The sequence below is a fragment of the Dokdonella sp. GW821-FHT11D02 genome, assembly GCF_058808595.1.
This window is the reverse complement of the sequence record NZ_CM179520.1, coordinates 1,817,663-1,832,910: the sequence shown is the minus strand read 5'-3', so window position 1 is coordinate 1,832,910 and position 15,248 is coordinate 1,817,663. Positions and strand designations below refer to the sequence as shown.

Genomic DNA, 15,248 nt, shown 5'->3' with positions numbered 1-15,248 from the left:
CCGGCGCCTTTGGCGCGGCCTCTCCCGCAAGCGGGAGAGGTGACTGAAATCGAATTCTGGTCGAACTTCACCGATGAACGCCGCCCCGCAAACGCTACCAGCCACGCCCCTGCTCGACCCCGCGCGCCTGGAGCGCGCCGACACCGTCGTGCACACCCAACCGTTCGCGTTCCTGATCGCACAGGAGCAGTTGCCGCAGACCGCGCGCGCGGATCTCGCCGCCGATTTTCCACGCTACCCGAGCGCCGGCTTCTTTCCGCACGAGACCAAGGATTGCGGCCCCGCGCTGAACCGTCTGATCGAGGATCTGACCTCGCGCGAGTTCGCCGATGCGATCGGCGCGCGCCTGGGTCTGCCCAACCTCGGCGACTATCCGAGTCTGGTCACGATCTGCCGCTCGTTGAACAAGCGCCACGGCACCATCCACACCGACAGCAAGTCGAAGATCGTCACCGCCCTGGTCTATCTCAACGAGAGCTGGCCGCCGATCAGCGAAGGCTGCTTCCGTTTCCTCAACCGCATCGACGACATCGACGATACGGTAGTACCGGAAGTGCGCCCGCTGTACGGCAACCTGGTCGCGTTCCGCCGCGCCGACAATTCCTTCCACGGCCATCTGCCGCACGAAGGCGAACGCCGCGTGGTGCAGGTCGCTTGGCTGACCAGCGAAGACGAGAAACTGCGCAAGACCCAGCGCGGCAAGCTGTCGCGTCTGTTCAAGAAGCTGTTCGGCGGGGTCGATCGCAAACTCGGCGCCGGCCGCGACCGCAACGCAGCGCATCGCGATTGACCATGCCTCGACTCTCTCTCTCCGCTCTGGTTCGCCCCCTGCCCGCCTTGCTCGGTCTTGCGCTGCTGGCAGCGACGTCGAACGCCGCCGCGCGCCAGGGCGAGCCGCCCTACAGCCTGACCCAGCGCGCCAAGTTCGCGCGCACGCTGCCGATCGTTGAGCTGCCCGCGATCGATGCGCCGTTGCGGCGTTTGGAAATCGACGAGGCCGCACGCACGACGCTCGGCGCGCGCACCAAGCTCGAAGCGGTGGCCGATCCGCGCGAACTCTCGCTGACGCCGCAGCGCGACGGCGTCTGGGACACGCTCGCCGACGGTTCGCAACTGTGGCGCGCGCAAGTGCGCGTCGGCGGCGCGACCGACCTGCGCCTCACGTTCGGGCACTACGTGCTGCCCGCCGGCGCGACCCTGCACGTGATCGGCGCCGACGGTTACTACCAGGGTCCGTACACGGCCGCAGACGGCCACGGCGAGCTCCACACCTCGGTGATTCCCGGCGACAGCGCGACGATCGAGCTGCGCGTACCGGCCGCAGCCTGGCCGCTGGCCACCGACGCGCTCGAACTCAGCCGCGTCGGTGCCGGCTTTCGCGACCTGTTCGCGCGCGAGCCGATCGATCTGATCAAGCTCGGCGATCCGGGCCGCTCGGGCGCGTGCAACGTCAACGTGGTCTGCGCGCAAGGCGCGCCGTACGCGAACGAGATTCGCGCTGTCGCCTATTTCGAATTCGTCAAAGACGAAGACAGCCGCACCTACCGGTGCAGCGGCACCCTGGTCAACAACGTCGCGCGCGACCGCAAGAACTACTTCCTGACCGCCGCGCACTGCGTCGGCAGCGCCAGCGAGGCCGCCTCGATGGTGTTGTACTGGAACTACCAATCGACCCAATGCAGCGTGCTGGCCGCTCCGCCCGGCGGCTATTTCAACGACGACCAGCGCGGCGCCGTGCTGCGCGCGACGCGTGCCGACGTCGACGTCAGCCTGGTCGAACTGAACCAGGCGCCGTTGCCGGAATGGCAGCTCTACTACGCCGGCTGGGACGCGCGCGGCCTCACTCCGAGCGGCACCATCGGCCTGCATCATCCGAGCGGCGACGTGAAGAAGATCACCACCGGCCCGGCGCCGTCGGTGATCGCCAGCTGCACCTCGACGATACCGACCGCGGCCAATACGCATTGGGAGACCGGTCCTTACTCGCAAGGAACCACCGAAGGCGGCTCGTCCGGCTCGGCCTTGCTGGTGCGCGCCGGCGACGACGGCCAGAAGCGCGTGATCGGCACCTTGTCCGGCGGCAACGCGCTGTGCCAAGGCGCGCGGCCGAACCTCGAAACCGATTGCTACGGCCGCGTCGCGACCGCGTGGAACGGACCGAATGCGGCCTCACGCCTGCGCGACTGGCTCGATCCGGCCAATTCCAATACCACCGCGATCGACGGCCTCGACAGCCGCACGCCGCCGTTCCAACCGCCGCGCCATTCGACGCGGCGGCTGCCACCGATCCTGCTGCAACGGCCGCGCCGCTGAGCCCGATGCGGCTGATCGATACGCATTGCCACCTCGACGCGAGCGAGTTCGATGCCGACCGCGCCGAAGTCGTCGCGCGCGCCGAAGCGGCCGGGGTGCAGGCGCAAATCCTGCCCGCGATCGCTTATTCGAACTTCGAGGCGCTGCGCCGGCTCGGCGCCGCCCATCCGCATCTGTACATCGCCTACGGCTTGCATCCGATGTATCTGGCCGAGCATCGCCCCGAGCACCTGGATGTGCTGCGTGAGTGGATCGAGCGCGAGCGTCCGGTCGCGGTCGGCGAATGCGGCTTGGATTTCTTCGTCGAAGGACTCGACGCCGACAGCCAGCGTTTCTATTTCGAGCGTCAACTGGAGCTCGCGCGCGAGCACGACTTGCCGGTGATCGTGCACGCGCGCCGCGCCGTCGAAGAGGTGATCGCCACGATCCGCCGCGTCGGCCGATTGCGCGGTGTCGTGCACAGCTATTCGGGCAGCGAGGAACAGGCGCGGCAGCTGTGGCAACTCGGTTTCTTCATCGGCCTGGGCGGTCCGGTGACGCACGAACGCGCGCGCCGCCTGCGCCGTCTGGTCGCCGCGATGCCGCTCGAATTTCTGCTGCTGGAAACCGATTCGCCCGACCAGCCGCTGGCGGATCATCGCGGCGAGCGCAACGAGCCGGCGCGGCTGCGCGAGGTGCTGACGACGATCGCCGAGCTGCGCGAGGAATCGGCGGACGCGATCGCCGCGGCGACGACGGCGAACGCCGAGCGCTTGTTCCGCCTGCCCTCAATCGCCGCCTGAAGCCGCGCTCGCGCCGAACAATTCGTAGCGGCTTTCGGTCACTAGCCGCCCCTCGAACGGCCGAATCTCGAACGACAGCACCTCGGCCGCCGACGGCAGCGCGAAATCGACGTCCATCTGCGACCAGCGCCGCGCCGGATTCGCTTGCGTATCCGACCAGGCGCCGACGCGCGCGCCGTTGACCCAGATTTCCGCGCCTTGGCCGTCGATTCCGACATCGAAGCTGCGGCGCAGGCGGAAATGCGTGCCGGCGCGAGGCGACGACAACACGAAGCGGCTCGCCGTCGTCGCACGGCAAACGAGGGCCGTGCGTGACGTCGGCGGCTCGTCGCCGAACTGCGCCGATTGCGCGGCGCAGCTCGCGTCGCTGCCGCGCCGATAGTCGGCGGCCACTTCGGACGCGGCGTCGCCGAGCTGCAACGTCGCGACGATCTCTTGCGTCGGTTCGGGCCGCGCGTAATAGAACGCCAGCGTGCGCAGACACAAGGGCTCATCGCCGCGCGCGCCGTTCTCGAGCTTGTAGACGATCGAGCGGCGCCAGCTCGGTGCGTCGGTCAGGAACCAGCGGTACATCGAGGTCGCATCGTCCGTGCTTCCCGGATGACGCAGCGTCGCACCGGCCAGCGGCCCGGCATAGGCGCCGCGATCGAAGTAGAACCCGCCATTGAACAAGTCCTCGACGCCGGTGCCGTACCAGAGCGGCTGCACGCTGCCGTCGAGGTAGACGCGTTCGTCGCCTTCGAGGTAGTAGCCGCCCGCGCGTACGCCGTCGCCGCTCATCCAAGCGACCAGGCCGACCATGCGTCCGCTGCCCTCGTGCGACAGCAAGACGTCGTCGCCGCCGGTCGCCGGCGTGGTCGGACAAGAGGCGTAAGACTGCGTGCGCAAAGTGCCGGCGTCGAGCGGCGGCACGCGCTGGTCGATCTCGAACGCATGACGCACGGTCGTCGGCTCGGCGCCTTCGCGCAGCCGCAACGCGATCTCGACGCCGTCGCGAAACGGCATCGGCAGCGACGCGTAGAACACTCCGCGTGCATCGACGCCGGCGAGCAGGCCGAGCGGACGGATCTGGTCGCTACGGTCGGCGGCGAAGAAATCGGCGATCGGCACGTCGACCGTCGTTTCGCCGTCGAACGTCAGCACGAGACGCACGTCATCCCAACGCGCACGATCGAGTTGGATGCGCAGCGAAGTCAGCGTGCCGGCGCCTTCGCGCTGCAACAGCGCGAGCGGATGCGCCGCCGTCAGCTCGCTGGTCGTGGCGCCGGAGAAGGCGTCGAGTGCGCGAGGATCGCGGCCGAACGGCAAGCGCGCGGCGAACGCACGGTCGGCATTGGCTGGCGTAGCCAACCGCTGCGCCAGCGCAAGAACATCGGAGTCGCCGGCAAACGTCGGCACCGACGTGCCGTCCGCGACTTGGGTGTAGTTGATCTGGTACCACAGGCGCCGCTCGCTGCCGTTCAACAGCGCGATCTTGAGTCCACGTCGGTACGGCAGCGGCAGATAAGAAACGTTGCCGCCGCTGCTGCGCTCGCGATCGGTGGCGAGCGGCGCGGTGTCGCGGCGTGCGAACCGATCGTCGAACAAGCGACCGTCGAAGTAGCGATCGAGCGGGACGTCGATCGTCGGCGTCGTTTCGCCATCGAAGTAGAAGCGAATGCGCACGTCCGGCGGCAGCGGCTGGCTGACGCCGTCGCCGGTGGTCATCCACACACGCGTCACCGCGCCGGCGCCGGGCTGATCGAAGATCACGCCCTGCTCGCCCTCGGCGGTCGATTCGATGCGCACGAAGCGCTGGCCGCCGCGGCCCGGATCGACCGAGGTGCGGTCGTAGCGACAACCGTCCAAGCAATAGCTGCTGGCCAGATAGCTACCGTAGTCGCCGCCGACGCGGGCAAGGTCGCTCAGGTCGCGCCAGGTTTCCCAGGACAAGTCGGCCGCTCGCAGCGTGGTCGAAAGCAGCAGCGCCGCAACCGTGCAAAAACGTGCGATGCGCATTCTCCCCTCCCGCGACTTGCTACGACGGCGCCTTCGCGTCGCTCGCGAGCAACCGCGCCAGCACGCGCGACACCGCCGCGAACGCGAACGCGGCGGTGACATGCGTCGCCGCGCCGAGTCCGCCGCCGCAGTCGAGCTTGAGCGAATCGCCGCCGGCCGGACGCGTGCCGCAGACGCTGCCGTCGGCCTGCGGATAGCGCACGTTCTCGCGCGAATAGACCGCCTGCACGCCGAAGTAGCGCTTGGGACCGCGCGGAAAATGGAATTCCTCGCGCAGCTTCTTGCGCACCAGCGCGAGCAAGGCGTCGTGCTCGGTCTTGGACAGATCACGCACGGCGATCAAGGTCGGATCGGTGCGTCCCCCGGCGGAGCCGATCGTAATCAGCGGCCGCTTGCGCCGCCGGCACCAGGCGATCAGCTCGACCTTGACGCGGAACGCGTCGCAACAGTCGAGCACGAGGTCGTAGTCGCGCTCGATCATGCGTTCGAGGTTGGACGGCGTGACGAACTCCTCGATCGCCTCGACCGCGATACCCGGGTTGATCGCGCGCGCGCGCTCGGCCATCACCGCGACCTTCGGCCGGCCGTACTCGCCGTCGAGCGCGTGCAACTGGCGGTTCGTATTGCTGAGGCAGACTTCGTCGGCGTCGATGATCGTGAGCCGGCCGACGCCGCTGCGCGCGAGCGCCTCGACCGCCCACGAGCCGACACCACCGATGCCGATCACGCAGACGTGCGCACGCGCGAGCCGCGCGACGCTGCCGGCGCCATAGAGGCGGTCGATGCCGCGAAAGCGTTGTTCGAGCACGGGCTGGTCCATGAGGGCGCGCAGCGTAGCACCGGCGCCGGCTGAATCGCGCGAAGGCGCGGGCTTGATTTGCCGCCGCCCGACCGCCAGTATGCGGGTTCCCCCGGGGGCGACATGGTTTCGACGGGGGCCGCAAAGTAGCTTGGAGCATGCCGAGGGCGTCATCTTCCTCGTTAATCCGGTGGCAAAAAACCTAGACGCGAACGACGACGTCTACGCTCTGGCCGCTTAAGGCCTAGCCCCGAACCCACTTGTGCCTGTGCTCGTGGATGTAGGGTCATTATCACGGGATCGCTTGAAGCCGGCGCCTTTCGGTTGATAGCTAAAACTTAGAGGCTGGTTCCGCGGTGCGCTTGGCACGCTGTGTTGCCGCGGAACGAGATCAAACAGCGTGACAAGCATGTAGCGCCGGGCGCGGAGCGCCTTCGGACGCGGGTTCAATTCCCGCCGCCTCCACCAATACAGCCACCTAAGTCATTGAACCGGCTTAGGTGGCTTTTTTGTTGTTGGCATGATTCGACGTCGTTTGGCGGTAGCGCAGTCAACCTTCGGTCAACTTTCTCGCCCAAATTCTTCGACGTCTTCGCAGCCTCCTCGCTGTAGTAGCTGCCGCAATCGCGGCACAAACCAAAGATCCAAAAATATCAACTTGTCGCGGTCTCGGAACACATCTCTGTGGCCCAATAACCGCAAATACCGATCTGGCGAATAGGCGCGCGGCTTGCAAGTTCCACGGGCGCTAGCGCGCCATAACGCAATTCGATCATGATCACTAAGTTCTCATTCAAGTTACTGATGGCTCTTCAAGTTCCAAGGATGGTGATGTTCGCAATCGATCCGTGTCTTATGCATCGCAGTCCCGCTCCAACAGCAGACGCTGCGCGCATCTGTGCCACGGCAACCGACACAACAGGCAATGCCTGAAGTTTGTGAGCGCTTGCAGAAGAACTGCGAAGAGCCATTGACTTCACAGGAAGCCAGCGGCACTCGCAAATACATATAGCAAAACAACAACAGAATCGCATAAGTTAGAACGAATTCAAACTTTTGTTCAGCCCAATGTGTGACGGTTATCTCAATAATATGCAGATCATCTATAACACTATTCACCGGCCACAAACATGGCATCTCTGTTGGTACGTTAAAATATACAAATAGAATATTGTTTAATAACTCACAAGGAGCAACATGTAATGAATGCACTGAAGCGAATAAGTATTTATCTTATATTTCTTGTATTGACCACTCTAGCATTGCCGGCAACGATAGTATTCGCTCAGGAGAGCGACGGCGCCGAAAAATCATCGATTGATGACCAAATGGAGCCGGATTTTTTCATTGCAGGAAATGGAGATAACGTAATCTCCGCTACCCTTCCCCCGGGAACTTTTCAGATTGGAAATCTTGCCGACGGTAGCTGCCTGACACTTTCCGGATCAATTCTAATTGAAACCCTTTGCTCCTCACTTACAAATAATCAGTATTGGTTTTATACTTACGTCGGAAGGAGCGGTGGAAGTAATTACTATAACCTTGTTAATTATTCAACTGGAACATGTCTTGACGTGGTTAATGGCTCCTATGATAATGGCGCAAGACTAACATCACAAACGTGCTGCGCACAGTGCACAAGCCAGTGGTGGCGCCAACAGAATCCTGGACCTTTTCCCGGCTCGTATCAGATAAGGAATTTGCCGAGCGGAAAATGCGTTGACATGCCACTAGTTTCCGGTACTTATAACGCCTGGAATGGCGACCCCATTCAACAATGGGCGTGCGGTTCTTACCGTGAAGGTCGCGGAGCCAATCAATATTGGGGATTCCGAAGCTACTGAGAACGGTCAACTTTGCTATAGAAGCCGCCGCACAGTGCCACCCCAAAGGGTGGTGCTGTGCTTTTAATTTTTCCATCAAACTCGATGTATTTGTATTTACGCTTGTAGGATACGATGAGTATTTACTCGAAGCTTTACAATGGCTTTCGCTCGTTGAGGGTCTCAGAATTTGCGCTGGCCATAGCGACCTGTCCATTCTGCGGCCCCTCACTATTTATTCGTCTCAATGCCAGCGAAGCCGGCATCCGATGCCTTCGCTGCTCTGCAAGTTCGATGCATCTATCAATCGGACTAGCATTTCGTCTTTTGGTGCCAAACCCGGGCACACTGGATGTGTGTGAATTATCGGGCAGAGGGCCGTTCATCAATTTCTTACGCAAGGCCTGCCGTCGTGTCAGCGGCTCCGAATATTTCGAAGATGTTGAGCATGGGGAGAGCTTCAATGGCATCCGGTGTGAAGACGTGCAATGCCTGACTTATCCGAATAACTGCTTCGATGTAATTACCCACACCGAAGTTTTAGAGCACGTGCCCGATGACGCCCGCGCCTTTTCCGAACTGTATCGTGTACTACGCCCAGGCGGAATAATGCTATTCACCGTACCGCTCACTGAACTCGAGCGCACGATTGAACGAGCTCATTTTGCCGACGGCAAAATCGAATATCTATTGAATCCGATCTATCACGCTGATCCTCAGCGACCTCATTCGGGTATTCTCGCATTTCGTGACTACGGCCTAGATATCCTGGATCGGCTCGGCGTAGCAGGGTTTGTTGAGACTTCGATAATATCAATATCACATCGAGTTCCGTGGTTGCAGGCGCGAAAAATTATTGTCGCTCGCCGCCTGACGTAGTGCACCGCCCAATGCGGTGCGGCTAAAGCGCTGGTGTCACGCATATCTCAACGCACAACCAACTCCCGCAACACTGCCGCAAGCAAAGTCTCGCCGCGAACCACTGATCCGGCCTGCTCAAACTCGATCCACCCCTCATTGAACCCATCGATCATGCGCATGCGCGGCTCCGGATGACGCATGCCTTGTGCGCGAAACAACGCTTCCCAGCTGTCGCGCGCGACGATCTCCGCATCGACCGGCCGGCCGAGCACGTTCGCGAACACCGCCGCGGCAGCATGGGGAGTGACGCGCAGAGTCGATTCCAGCTCGACCACGCGCCTCCCGCTCCATTCCTCCGTGAGTAGGCCCGCGGCGACGCGTCCGACATCACCGGCGGCGACCATCGGCACGGGTTTGTCCAGCGGCTGCAGGAAGCTCGACAGCAGACCCTGCTGCCGCGCCTGCACAATGTCCCAAGCATAATTCTCCATGAACCACGCCGGTCGTAGGAACGTCACGGGAATGTCGAGCGCCGACAGCGCGCGTTCCATTAGCGTGCGCTGAGTCAGCAGATTGGTCTGCGCGGCCTGCGCGCCGATGGTGGAAAGGCAGACGACCCGCTGCGGCCGCGCCCATTCCAGCGCTGCCTTGACGGCATTGATGACTTCACGCGCTTCCGGGAATCCCGGCGTCGGGTCGAACTCGGGGGGCGGCAGGATGAACACGCCGCTTGCACCCTCGAACGCCGCCGCGAGCGCTGATGCGTCGTTCATGCCGGCAAACGCGATTTCACAACCGCGCGCGGCCCATTCCTTCGCCTTCTGCGCATCGCGAACGACGGCGCGCACAGGGAAATCTTGGGCGAGAAGCTGACGCGCCAAGGCGCCGCCTACTTTTCCGGTGATGCCGGTGATTGCGTACATGTTCGGTCTCCGTTCGATCTGTGCAGTGGATGCGATGCGCCCTGCGGCGAGTGGCGGCACTATCGGCCACGCTTATTCGTGCTTCAATAGAATCAGTGTCATATCACTCGTGATTTTTACGCAGGAATATCCATGGCCACCGACAGCCGACTCCTTTCCGGTATCTCCGTGCTTCTCGCCGTGGTGCAGGCCGGCACGATCGCGCGCGCGGCGGAGGCGCTGGGAATGTCCGCTTCGGGCGTCAGCCGCGCGCTGGCGCGCCTGGAAAGCCGGGTCGGCGCGCGCCTACTCGCGCGCACCACGCGTACCTTGTCGCTGACCGACGAAGGCAGGCGCTTCTGCGAACAAGTCGGCCCGCACTTGGCCGGCATCGAGGAAGCCGCGCTCGAAGCCGGCGGCTCGGCGAGCAAGGTTCACGGGCGTCTGCGCGTCAACGTGGACCCGTACTTTTCGCGCATCGCGTTGTCGCGGCATTTGGCCAAGTTCCTCACGCGCCATCCCGAGCTCTGCCTGGAGCTGGTGATGCGCGATTCGATCGGCGATCTGGTCGCGGACGGCTTCGATCTCGCGCTGCGCTTCGGCGAACCGCCGGTGGGATCGTTCGTCGCACGCAAGCTGATGGAAACGCGCGTGATCACCGTAGCCGCACCCTCCTATCTCAAAGCGAAGGGCCGGCCCAAGCATCCGCGCGACATCGAGCAGCACGAGTGCATCGACTTCTATGACGCCGCCAACGGACGCCCCTACGGCTGGGAACTGCGGCGCAAAGACGAGGTGCTGCCACTGAAGATCAAAGGACGGCTGCTCACTTCCGATTCCGGCACCCTGGTCGGCGCCTGCGAGGCGGGCTTCGGAATTGCGCAGGTGCTCGAGATCGGCTGCGAGCCGCTGCTGCGTCAGGGCCGCCTGATCGAGCTTTTTCCGGCCTGGTCGGACGAACGTTTTCCGCTGCACGCGATCTTTCCGTCGCGGCTGTATCGGGCCGCGAAAGTGCGCGCGTTCGTGGACTTCGTCGCGGAGATCGTGGCCCAAGACAAAGAGCGCGGAGGGAGAGCGTCCTAGCCCGGCTGCGCCAGCTTGTCAGCCACGCGCAAACCGGCACCGTCACACGTTAGTCTGTGGCTCCCCAAGTCCCCGCACCCCCATCCGGAGCAACGCAATCATGCCGATGACCGTCAGCAAAGGTGTCCAGGAAGCCTGGATGCAGTCCGTCGAGAAGGATCTGCAGGCACTCGCGCTGGCGATCAAGAACATCGCGGCGCAGGAGCCGGACAAATACTCCGAGGCGCTGCAGGCCGCACAGGCGGTTCTCGATCGGCTCGGCAGCGCAGAATAAGAACGCAGTTGAAGGGACGCGCTCACGCGCCCGCCGTTTCACCCGAACTTCGCAGCGCCAGCGAGGATCGGCTCGCACGGCGCTCGCTGCTGCGCTGGTGCACTCAGCTGCCCGAGCGCACCGCTACCGCCTGGCCTGCGCTCAAGCGTTCGGCCCCGCGCACGACCAGGCGATCGCCGGCGGCGAGCGCGCCGCGCACTTCGACCAGCTCGCCGCTGCTGGTGCCCAACGTGACCGCGATCTGCTCGGCTTTATTGTCGCCGGAGACGCGCATGACGTAGGTGCGGTCTTCACGCCGCACCAGCGCATCGCGCGGCACCGTCAACGCGGCGTTCGCGACCGCCACCGTTTCGGGCAAGGCGACTTCGACCGCACTGCCGACCAGGGCGTAAGCGGAATCGACGCCGACGCGCAGCTCGAACTGGCGCGCGCGCTCGTCGCCCACCGGTACGATCGCGCGCACCGTCGCCGGCCGCTCCACTCCGCCTGCGCGCACGCTGACCGCCATGCCCGCGTGCACCTTGTCGGCCAGCGCCAACGGCGCCTGCACGCGCGCTTCGATGCGATCGGTGTCGACGAAGTGCACGATGTTCGCGCCGATCTGCAGGTACTCGCCGCGTTGGGCGTAGCGCTCGGTGACGATGCCGGAGAACGGTGCGCGCACGTCGGCCTGACTGATGTCGTATTCGACTTGGCGCAGTTGCGCCAACGCGCGCGCGGCGGTCTGGCCGTCATTCTCCAAGGTCGCCTGCGCTTCGTCGAGCTGGGAGCGCGCGATCGAGCTGCTCGCTTCAAGTTTGCGCAAACGTTCGAGTTGGGTCTTCGACAAAGTGTGCTTGGCCTCGGTGCGACGCAGCTCGGCCAACAGCTCCTCGCGCCGCAAGCGCAGTGCCTGGTCGTCGATCTGGGCCAGACGCTCGCCTTTCTTCAGGCGCGTGCCGACCTCGGCGACGAAGTCGAGCCGGCCGGCCTCGGCGCTGGCGATGCGCGCGTCGTCGCGGCTGATCACGCTGCCCGGCACCCAGCGCGTCGGCGCGAGCTTGGACTCGGTGGCCTGACCGACTTCCACGATCGCCGGCGGCGTGGCCGCCGTTTGCGCGACCGCATTCGCGCACAAGAGGCACGCCCACAAGATCGCCATTTTCGTTTTCATCGAAACCTCCCTCCTTGAATCTGTGGACGCAGCAGCACTGCGGTCAGCTCGCATCGAAAGCTTCATGCCGCCTCCGCTTCGATCAGACGCGGGCGCTCGCCATGTGGCAGCGGCGATACCGCAACCGCGCGCTTCGCGCTGCGTTCGAAGAAGAGCCGCATCAGGCTCGGTAGCAAGAGCAGCGAGAAGATCAGACTGATCACGACACCGCCGACGTTGACGGCAGCAAGGCCGCGATAGATCACGCTGCCGGGACCGGGATTGACCGCCATCGGCAGCGCACCGAGGGCGCCGGTCAGGGTCGAGGCGAGGATCGCGCGCAGACGCTGGTTCAGCGACAAGCGGATCGCTTCGGAAAGGTCCGCACCGTTCGCCTGCGCGTGTCGCGTCAGATCGACCAGCAAGATTGCGTGATTGACCACCACCCCGACCATCATGATGAAGCCGATCATCGACAAGAGGTCGAGCGTCTGGAACGAGAACAGGCCGAGCACGCGCAGGCCGAGCATGCCGCCGATCAGAGCCAGCGGCACCGTCAATACGACGATCAGCGCGTAGCGCAGCGACTTGAACATCGCCGCCATCAACAAGCCCAGCACGAACAGCGCGAGCAGGAAGTTCTTGCCGATGGTGCCGACGATGCGTTCCAACCGATCGGCGCTGCCGGCGAGGCGGATGCTGCCGTCCGGCAGTTGGTTGCGCAGGGTCGGCAGCACCTCGCGCTCGATCGTCGCCAGCGCGGTTTCCAGCGCTAAGGTCGACGGCGGGTCCATCGTCAGCGTGACCGTGCGACGATGGTCGAGCCGGCGAATCTGGGTGGGGCCGAGCGAGGTTTCCAATCGCACCATCTCGCCGACCGTGACCACCTTGCCGTTCGGTGCGACCACCGGTGTCTGCGCGAGTTCTTCCGGCGTCTGCTCGCCGCCCGCGCGCAGGATCACCGGCACGCGCTGCTCACCGTCGAAGTACTCGCCGAGCCACGCGCCATCGCCGAGCGTGCGTACGATGTCGCCAAGCGCGACGCGGTCCCAACCCGCTTCGGCGATGCGGCGATCGTCGGGTATCGCGTGCAGTTCGAGCTGCGCTGCATCGCTGGGCGGGAACGACTGCACGTTGGCGCCGGGAAAGGTCGCTTCCAGCAATTTGCGCCCGGCATCGGCCACTTGATACAGCTTGGCGGCGTCTTCGCCCTGCAGATGGATCGACACCGCGCGCGCCGAACCGCCGAAGCCGCCGAACAGATTGCCTTCCTCGGTGAACACGCGCGTGTCGGGAAAGCCGACCGTGATTTCGTCGCGCACGATCCGCTCCAGATCGCCGATGCGCGACTCGTCGACCACGCGCGCACCGATCGTGCCGCCGCCCGGCCACACGTTCACATACCAGTTTTTCAGCTGCGGCGATTTCGTGCCGTCCATGTACGGCTTCATGCGCTCGAGCATCTTCGGCACCATTTCGCGGTTGACCACTTCCGGCGGCATGCCCGGCGGGAAGTTGAAATAGGCGTCGATCGCGGCGCGCTTGACCGGCGGCAGATAGTCGAGCCGCGGCATGAACACGAACGTCGCGATCAGGGGCAGCACCAGCAACGCGAGCACCCAGCCGATTTGGCGCGGTCGCGTCGAGGTCAAGCTCATGATCTTGTCGGTCAGCCACGGCCAGCCGTCGCCGTAGCCGGACTTGAGTTTCTTCGCTTTGAGCCAGCCGGCCGCCGCCGGCAGCGCGGTGATCGCGACCACCACCGAGATCGCGACCGCGATCGAAATGGTCAGCGCGAGATCGGAGAAGATCTGGCCTTCGACGTCGCGCAGGAACACCACCGGCAGGAACACCGCGATCGTAGTGATGGTCGAGGCGATCAGCGCGCCGACGACTTGTTGCGTGCCGGTCAGCGCCGCCTCGTACGGCGTCACGCCGCTTTCCTTCAGGCGCAGGATGTTGCCGGAGACCACGATCGCGCCCTCGACCACCATGCCGACCGCGAACGCGAGCCCGGCCAAGGAAATGATGTTCAAGGTGTGCCCGGTCATTTGCAGCGCGCTGAAGGTCGCGAGCAGGCAGACCGGAATCGTCGCCGCGATCAGAATCGTCGCGCGCAGATCGCGCATGAACCACCACACGCACAAGAGCGAGAGCAAGGCGCCGACGATCAGGTTCTCGCTGAGCAGATGCACGGCGCGATTGATGAACAAGGAGGAATCGAACGATTGCTCGACGCCCAGCCCCTTGGCCTTGAGCGGCCCGTCGCGCAATTCGGCCACGACCTGCTTGACCGCATTCAAGGTCTGCAGCACGTTGGCGCCGCTGACTTTGTCGACCTGCAGTCCGATCGCCGGATTGCCGTTCTGGTAGACGTAGAACTGCCGCCGCGGCGGCCTTACCTCGACCACGGCGACATCGCTCAAATGCACGGTCTTGTCGGCGTTCGACGACAACACCAGCGCGCCCAGTTGCTCGGGCGAATAGCGGCCGGTGTAGCGCAGCTGGTACTGCTGGCGGCCGATGTCGATGCGGCCGCCGGAGACGTCGGTCGCCGCCGCCGCGCGCGCGGCGATGTCGGACATCGAAACGCCCAAGCTGGCCGCCTTCGCCATGTCGACCGTGACGCGCACCTCGTTGGGCGGACCTGCGTTGACGATCACCTGCGCCACGCCCGGCACCGATTCGATGCGCGGCTTGACCACGTCCTCGACCAGGCGCCGATAGTCTTCGATCTTGCCCGGCGTGCCGGGCAGCAACTGCACGAAGAACCAGCTCAACACGTTGTTGGCGCCGCCGTTGTTGCCGCCCATCTGCACCACCGGGCGATCGGCGTCCTTGGGAATCGAACGCACGCGATTGATGCGGCCGATCACCTCGACCAGCGCGTTCTTCATGTCGGTGCCGATCGCGAAAGTCAGGTTGATGTTGCTGCCGCCGGCGGAGGCGTTGCCGTCGAGCTCTTCCAATCCCGGCACGCCTTGCAGCACCTGCTCCTGCGGTTCGAGCAGCTCGGCCTCGACCTCTTCCGGCGAGGCGGCGCGCCAGTTGGTCTGAATGGAGATCTGCGGCCGGTCGATGTCGGGAAACAGCTGCAGCGGCAGTTGGCGCAGGCTCATCACGCCGAGCACGGCGACCAGGATCACCGCCATGCCGACCGCGACCGGATTCTTCAGCGAGGCATCGATGAGTTTCACGCAAATCCCCATTCCGCGCCGGGCATCGCGCGGTCGTCGGGCGGTAGGATGCGGATTGCGTGACAAAGGTTTCATCGTCTGCGA

12 protein-coding genes and 1 other RNA gene are annotated in these 15,248 nt (G+C 64.3%); 8 read left to right on the top strand and 5 right to left on the bottom strand.

The annotated features are described in order from the left end of the window. The first annotated feature begins 73 nt into the window (after positions 1-73). From AC3QL3_RS07695 to AC3QL3_RS07685, 3 genes are read left to right on the top strand one after another with little or no spacing between them, the layout of a single operon-like run. A complete protein-coding gene (locus AC3QL3_RS07695; protein ID WP_492897791.1) occupies positions 74-790 on the top strand; it encodes a 2OG-Fe(II) oxygenase family protein in 717 nt (238 codons plus the stop codon). A 2-nt stretch (positions 791-792) separates the two neighbouring features. Continuing rightward, positions 793-2,313: a trypsin-like serine peptidase gene (locus AC3QL3_RS07690; protein WP_492897790.1), complete on the top strand. Its 1,521-nt coding sequence runs from the start codon at positions 793-795 to the stop codon at positions 2,311-2,313. Positions 2,314-2,318: 5 nt separating this feature from the next. Next, positions 2,319-3,095: a TatD family hydrolase gene (locus AC3QL3_RS07685; RefSeq protein ID WP_492897789.1), complete on the top strand. Its 777-nt coding sequence runs from the start codon at positions 2,319-2,321 to the stop codon at positions 3,093-3,095. Here the strand turns inward: AC3QL3_RS07685 and AC3QL3_RS07680 are convergent. Both AC3QL3_RS07680 and tcdA read right to left on the bottom strand, forming a co-directional pair. Then, positions 3,081-5,093, bottom strand: coding sequence for a DUF2961 domain-containing protein (locus AC3QL3_RS07680; protein WP_492897788.1), 2,013 nt, complete (start codon positions 5,091-5,093; stop codon positions 3,081-3,083). The two genes, AC3QL3_RS07685 and AC3QL3_RS07680, sit on opposite strands and share 15 nt — an antisense overlap. A gap of 19 nt (positions 5,094-5,112) precedes the next feature. Continuing rightward, positions 5,113-5,913, bottom strand: a complete 801-nt coding sequence (gene tcdA / locus AC3QL3_RS07675; protein WP_492897787.1) for a tRNA cyclic N6-threonylcarbamoyladenosine(37) synthase TcdA — start codon at positions 5,911-5,913, stop codon at positions 5,113-5,115. Positions 5,914-6,006: 93 nt separating this feature from the next. Here tcdA and ssrA point away from each other — a divergent pair. The 3 genes from ssrA (at position 6,007) to AC3QL3_RS07660 (ending at position 8,594) form a co-directional block, all read left to right on the top strand. Further along, positions 6,007-6,360: a transfer-messenger RNA gene (gene ssrA, locus AC3QL3_RS07670) on the top strand. Between the two features lie 734 nt (positions 6,361-7,094). Then, positions 7,095-7,736 carry an RICIN domain-containing protein gene (locus AC3QL3_RS07665; protein ID WP_492897786.1) on the top strand — a complete coding sequence of 214 codons (642 nt, stop codon included), beginning with the start codon at positions 7,095-7,097 and terminating at the stop codon, positions 7,734-7,736. Positions 7,737-7,850: 114 nt separating this feature from the next. Further along, positions 7,851-8,594, top strand: coding sequence for a class I SAM-dependent methyltransferase (locus tag AC3QL3_RS07660; RefSeq protein WP_492897785.1), 744 nt, complete (start codon positions 7,851-7,853; stop codon positions 8,592-8,594). 47 nt (positions 8,595-8,641) lie between these two features. Here the strand turns inward: AC3QL3_RS07660 and AC3QL3_RS07655 are convergent, their stop codons facing one another. Next, positions 8,642-9,499: an NmrA family NAD(P)-binding protein gene (locus AC3QL3_RS07655; protein WP_492897784.1), complete on the bottom strand. Its 858-nt coding sequence runs from the start codon at positions 9,497-9,499 to the stop codon at positions 8,642-8,644. Between the two features lie 132 nt (positions 9,500-9,631). Between AC3QL3_RS07655 and AC3QL3_RS07650 the strand changes: the two genes are divergently transcribed. Both AC3QL3_RS07650 and AC3QL3_RS07645 read left to right on the top strand, forming a co-directional pair. Further along, complete coding sequence (locus AC3QL3_RS07650; protein ID WP_492897783.1) at positions 9,632-10,561, top strand: LysR family transcriptional regulator; 930 nt, start codon at positions 9,632-9,634, stop codon at positions 10,559-10,561. A 100-nt stretch (positions 10,562-10,661) separates the two neighbouring features. After that, positions 10,662-10,835 carry a hypothetical protein gene (locus AC3QL3_RS07645; RefSeq protein ID WP_492897782.1) on the top strand — a complete coding sequence of 58 codons (174 nt, stop codon included), beginning with the start codon at positions 10,662-10,664 and terminating at the stop codon, positions 10,833-10,835. A gap of 103 nt (positions 10,836-10,938) precedes the next feature. Here AC3QL3_RS07645 and AC3QL3_RS07640 read toward each other — a convergent pair whose 3' ends face one another. Beyond that, the gene (locus AC3QL3_RS07640; protein ID WP_492897781.1) at positions 10,939-11,988 is read right to left on the bottom strand and encodes an efflux RND transporter periplasmic adaptor subunit; all 1,050 of its coding nucleotides are present in this window, start codon (positions 11,986-11,988) and stop codon (positions 10,939-10,941) included. Positions 11,989-12,050: 62 nt separating this feature from the next. After that, positions 12,051-15,164, bottom strand: a complete 3,114-nt coding sequence (locus tag AC3QL3_RS07635) for an efflux RND transporter permease subunit (protein WP_492897780.1) — start codon at positions 15,162-15,164, stop codon at positions 12,051-12,053. Positions 15,165-15,248: the final 84 nt, after the last annotated feature.